Raw genomic sequence first — 5,097 nt, forward strand, 5'->3', positions numbered from 1 at the left:
GTAAGAGCGCTATCGGAGCTGGAGAGCCCCGGACCTGGATCAGCGCGAGGAGATGCAGTCGGCCTGCTGTTCCAGCCAGGCGACCGCGTCCACGCGGATGCGCTTCTTGTCCAGCTTGCCGACGCTGGTCTTGGGAATCTCGTCGACCACGGCGATCTGGGTCGGCACCGCCCACTTGTTGATCCGCCCTTCATCGACGAAGGGTTGCAGGTGAGTCGCCAGCAGCGTGGCGTCCATCGGCTCGCCGGGGGCGACCACCACCAGGGCGAAGGGCCGCTCGTCCCAGCGCGGGTCCGGCACACCCACCACCGCCACGTCACGGACCGAGGGGTGCAGGCTGATCAGGCTTTCCAGCTCCAGGGACGACAGCCACTCGCCGCCGGTCTTGATCACGTCCTTGATGCGGTCACGGATCTCGATGCTGCCGGTATGGTCGATGGCCGCCACGTCGCCGGTGTGCATCCAGCCGTACTGCCACAGCTCGGCACTCTTTTCCGGCTCCTTGAAGTAGCCCTGGGTCAGCCAGGGGGCGCGCAGCACCAGCTCGCCCTGGGTATGGCCATCATGGGGCAGGAAGTTGCCCTCCTCGCCCATCAGCCTGGCCTCGACCAGAGGCACGGGTACCCCGGCCTTGATCTTGTAGGTAATCCGCTCCTGCTCACCCGCCGCCGCGATCTCCCGGTTGATATAGCCGGCGGAAATCAGCGGACAGGTTTCCGACATGCCATAGGCCGCCGACAGGTGCATGCCCCGCTTGCCTGCGGTTTCATACAGCCCGCGTGGCAGCGCACTGCCGCCGATGATCACTTTCATGCCGCCGAAATCGAAACCCTCGGCCTCTCTGGCATTGAGCACCATCTGCAGGATGGTGGGAACACAATGGGAGAAGGTGACTTTCTCATCCCGGATAAGCTTGACCAGCAGCTCCGGATCATAGCGGCCCGGGTAGACCTGCTTCACCCCGAGCATGGTCGCGGTGTAGGGCATGCCCCAGGCGTGCACATGGAACATCGGCGTGATCGGCATGTAGACGTCCTGGTTGCACATCATGCGCTCGGTGCCGACGCCGTTGAGCATGCCGGCCTGGGTCAGGGTATGCAGTACCAGCTGCCGGTGGGTGAAATACACGCCCTTCGGATTGCCGGTGGTGCCGGTGGTATAGAAGGTGGTGGCCACCGAGTTCTCATCGAAGTCGGGGAAGTCGTAGTGGCTGTCCGCTGCGGCCAGCAGCTCTTCGTACTCGCCGACAAAACCACGCAGTTCAGCGGTACGGGTGCCATCGTCGGCGAGCAGAATGGTGCTGGTCACCGTGGTCAGTTGCGGCTCGACTGCCTGATACAGCGGCAGGAACTCGCTGTTGACCAGCACCAGGATGTCATCGGCGTGGTTCATGGTGTAGATGATCTGTTCCGGCGACAGGCGCACGTTCACTGTATGCAGTACAGCACCGATCATGGGCACCGCAAACATGCACTCCAGATAGCGGTGACTGTCCCAGTCCAGCACGGCCACGGTGTCGCCGGCCTTGACCCCGGCTGCAGTCAGCGCGCCGGCCAAACGATGGATGCGCTCGATGAAGGTGGCATAGTCGTAACGGCTGATGTCCCGGTAGACGATTTCCTGCGAGGCTTCGTAGCGAACCCCGGAAAGCAGCAAATTCTTGATCAGCAGCGGCGTTGAATGCGCCTGCTCGGTGGGCGGCAAAATCCGTGTCTTCAACATGGGTACGACCTTTCTTTTATTGGGCTTGTTCTTGAGCCGGTCACAGCAGCTGCTGGCTCCTGCGAGCACTATAGCCAGCCTGCAACCGCACTACCATCGCAGTTTTGTGACCCGATCATACAAAGCTTTGCCGTCGACAATAAGGGGTAAATCGGCGTATAAAGTCGATTGATGACCACAGATAAACGATCAGTCACATTTCAGGAGTTGGTATGACCGAGAACATCGTAATCGTTAGCGGCGTGCGCACCCCCATGGGCGGCTTCCAGGGCAGCCTGTCGAGCCTGACGGCGGTGGACCTGGGCGCACTGGTAATCCGCGAGGCCGTGGCCCGGGCCGGTATCGACGGCGCCGATGTGCAGGAAGTGATCATGGGCTGCGTGCTGCCCGCAGGTCTGAAGCAGGGCCCGGCTCGCCAGGCCGCGCTCAACGCCGACCTGCCCGTTTCCACCGGCTGCACCACCATCAACAAGCTGTGTGGTTCGGGCATGAAGGCGGTGATGCTGGCCCATGACGCACTCAAGGCCGGCTCCAATCAGGTGATGATTGCCGGCGGCATGGAAAGCATGTCCAACGCCCCCTACATCATGGAGAAGGCCCGTGGCGGCCTGCGCATGGGGCATGGGGAAATCAAGGACCACATGTTCCTCGACGGACTGGAGGATGCACGCACCGGTCGCCTGATGGGCTCCTTCGCCCAGGAAACCGCGGACAGATACGGCCTGACCCGGGAACAGATGGACGCCTATGCCATAGAGTCCCTGACCCGGGCCAAGAAGGCCATCGAGGACGGCTCGCTGGACAGTGAGATCATTCCGGTCACCGTCAGCACCCGCAAGGGTGAGGTAGTGGTCAAGGACGATGAACAGCCGCACAACGCCAACGTCGAAAAGATTCCCAGCCTGCGCCCGGCCTTCGCCAAGAACGGCACCATCACCGCAGCCAATGCCAGTTCCATTTCCGATGGGGCCAGCGCGCTGGTGCTGATGACCGAATCCGAAGCCACCCGGCGCGGACTCAAGCCGTTGGCCCGCATCGTCGGCCATGCCACCCAGAGCCAGGACCCGAGCGAGTTCACCATAGCGCCGGTCGGCGCCATGACCAACCTGTTCCGCAAGGTGGGCTGGAGCAAGGAGGATGTGGATCTTTTCGAGATCAACGAGGCCTTCGCCATGGTGACCATGCTGGCCATGCAGGAACACGGTCTGGATCACTCCCGGGTGAACATCTTCGGCGGCGCCTGCGCCCAGGGGCACCCGGTGGGCTCGACCGGTTCGCGACTGATCGTCACCCTGATCAACGCCCTGCAGAAGACCGGTGGCAAGCGCGGGGTGGCGTCGCTGTGCATTGGCGGGGGCGAAGCGACCGCCGTGGCAATCGAATTGCTGTAACTGGCCATCCAAGCAACAACACTGGTTTATGTATCACCATTCACCAGCCACCGCGCCCTTGCCAAGGCGCGGTGGGCTGCTCGACACTGTCGGCCATTTTTCAGCGTACCCCTATTCCAGGAGACTCCCATGAGCGACATCCGTTTTGAAGACAAGGTCGTTATCGTAACCGGCGCCGGCGGCGGCATTGGCCGGGCGCATGCCCTGCTGTTCGCCAAACACGGTGCCAAGGTCGTGGTCAACGATCTCGGCGGCAGCACCCAGGGGGAAGGTGCCAACAGCGAGGCTGCGCTGAAGGTCGTGGAAGAAATCAAGGCCGCCGGCGGCACTGCCATTGCCAACCCTGACAGCGTGGTTGACGGCGACAAGATCGTACAGTGCGCCATGGATAACTTCGGCCGGGTGGATGTCGTCGTGAACAACGCCGGCATCCTGCGCGACAAGAGTTTTGCCAAGATGACCGACACCGACTGGGATCTGGTCTACAAGGTTCATGTGGAAGGGGCCTACAAGGTCACTCATGCTGCGTGGAACCAGATGAAGGAGCAGAACTTCGGGCGCATCATCTTCACCTCCTCCACCTCCGGCATCTACGGCAACTTCGGTCAGGCCAACTACGGCATGGCCAAGCTCGGCCTCTACGGTCTGACCCGCACCCTGGCGATCGAAGGCCGCAAGAACAACATCTTCGTCAACGCCATTGCCCCCACCGGTGGTACCCGCATGACCGAAGGCCTGTTCCCGCCCGGCGCCTTCGAGAAGCTCAAGCCCGAACTGGTCAGCCCGCTGGTGGTGTACCTGTGCTCCGAGCAGTGCCAGGAGACCGGCAGCCTGTTCGAAGTGGGTGGCGGCTGGATGGGCAAGGTGCGCTGGGAGCGCTCGCTGGGCATCGGCTTCAACCCGGATGAAGGTTTCACTCCCGAAGATGTGCAGGCCAACTTCGAGCAGCTGTGCAGCTTCGAGAACGCCGTGCATCCCAAGGACAACATCGAAGCGCTGAAAGAGCTGATGCAGAACATTCAGAAATTCAGCTGATCCGATAGCTGTGCAGAAAAACCCGCGCCAGCAACGGAGCGGGTTTTTCATTTCCGCTTTCCCTGTGCCGGCCTCACCAGTAGAATTTCGCGCCTAACCGCTGGAGCAAAGGAAATCAGCAGGCCATGAAAGTCATCACCGTCCGTGATTACAACGAATTGAGCGCCAAAGCCGGCCAGCTCATCACCGACCTGATACGCAGCAAGCCAGACTGCACGCTGGGACTGGCCACCGGCGGCACCCCCCTTGGGACCTACCAGTATCTGGTGGAACGCTATCGTGCCGGCGACATCACGCTGAAGGATGTGCAGACGTTCAATCTGGATGAGTACTGCGAACTGCCCCGCTGCCATCCGCAGAGCTACTACCGCTTCATGCACGACAACCTGTTCCAGCATGTGGATCTGCAGGCGGAAAACATGCATATCCCTTGCACCGAGGGTGGCGATCCGCAGAGCCAGTGCGACAGCTATAACACCCTGCTGAACAGCACCACCGTGGATCTGCAGCTGCTGGGTATCGGCAGCAACGGGCATATCGGCTTCTGCGAGCCGGGTACGCCCTTCACCCGGGAAACCTTTCTGACCCGGCTGAGCGACAAGACCCGGCAAGATAACCAGCGCTTTTTCAATTCGCTGGAAGAAGTGCCGACCACCGCAATCACCATGGGCATCAAGAACATCCTGCAGGCCCGCTCCATCCTGCTGATTGCCAGCGGCCGGGGCAAGGCCGAGTGCGTAGCGCAGATGATCAACGGCCCGATCACCGAACAGGTCCCCGCCTCCGCCCTGCGCCAGCATCCGAATGTAACGGTGATTCTGGATCAGGACGCGGCAGCGTTGCTGTAACCCCAAATTGCCGGGATGGAACCCGGCACTCCATCAGCTCGGGAACGCCGCCCTGGGAACGTCGAGCACCAGCTCGATGAGCGCGCCATCGCCCGGCCGCA

At 61.8% G+C, this 5,097-nt stretch carries 4 protein-coding genes; 3 read left to right on the forward strand and 1 reads right to left on the reverse strand.

Going from position 1 to position 5,097, the window contains the following annotated elements; translation table 11 throughout:
* Nucleotides 1-39: 39 nt before the first annotated feature.
* Complete coding sequence (locus VF673_RS14885) at nucleotides 40-1,722, reverse strand: fatty acid--CoA ligase (RefSeq protein ID WP_440292507.1); 1,683 nt, start codon at nucleotides 1,720-1,722, stop codon at nucleotides 40-42.
* A 212-nt stretch (nucleotides 1,723-1,934) separates the two neighbouring features.
* Here VF673_RS14885 and VF673_RS14890 point away from each other — a divergent pair, with 212 nt between their 5' ends.
* From VF673_RS14890 to nagB, 3 genes are all read left to right on the forward strand, one after another.
* On the forward strand, nucleotides 1,935-3,113 hold the full coding sequence (locus VF673_RS14890) for an acetyl-CoA C-acyltransferase (RefSeq protein WP_440292508.1): 1,179 nt from the start codon (nucleotides 1,935-1,937) through the stop codon (nucleotides 3,111-3,113).
* Between the two features lie 129 nt (nucleotides 3,114-3,242).
* Nucleotides 3,243-4,148 (forward strand): SDR family oxidoreductase, encoded by a 906-nt coding sequence (locus VF673_RS14895; RefSeq protein ID WP_440292509.1) that lies wholly within the window; start codon nucleotides 3,243-3,245, stop codon nucleotides 4,146-4,148.
* 125 nt (nucleotides 4,149-4,273) lie between these two features.
* Nucleotides 4,274-4,996: a glucosamine-6-phosphate deaminase gene (gene nagB, locus VF673_RS14900; protein WP_440292510.1), complete on the forward strand. Its 723-nt coding sequence runs from the start codon at nucleotides 4,274-4,276 to the stop codon at nucleotides 4,994-4,996.
* Nucleotides 4,997-5,097: the final 101 nt, after the last annotated feature.

The sequence above is a fragment of the Halopseudomonas sp. Lyrl_26 genome (assembly GCF_051948695.1).
Classification (GTDB): Bacteria; Pseudomonadota; Gammaproteobacteria; order Pseudomonadales; family Pseudomonadaceae; genus Halopseudomonas; species Halopseudomonas formosensis.

Coding starts and splice junctions, on each gene's coding strand:
- VF673_RS14895 (WP_440292509.1), top strand. CDS start 3,243: ATGAGCGACATCCGTTTTGAAGACAAGGTCGTTATCGTAACCGGCGCC.
- nagB (WP_440292510.1), top strand. CDS start 4,274: ATGAAAGTCATCACCGTCCGTGATTACAACGAATTGAGCGCCAAAGCC.
- VF673_RS14890 (WP_440292508.1), top strand. CDS start 1,935: ATGACCGAGAACATCGTAATCGTTAGCGGCGTGCGCACCCCCATGGGC.
- VF673_RS14885 (WP_440292507.1), bottom strand. CDS start 1,722: ATGTTGAAGACACGGATTTTGCCGCCCACCGAGCAGGCGCATTCAACG.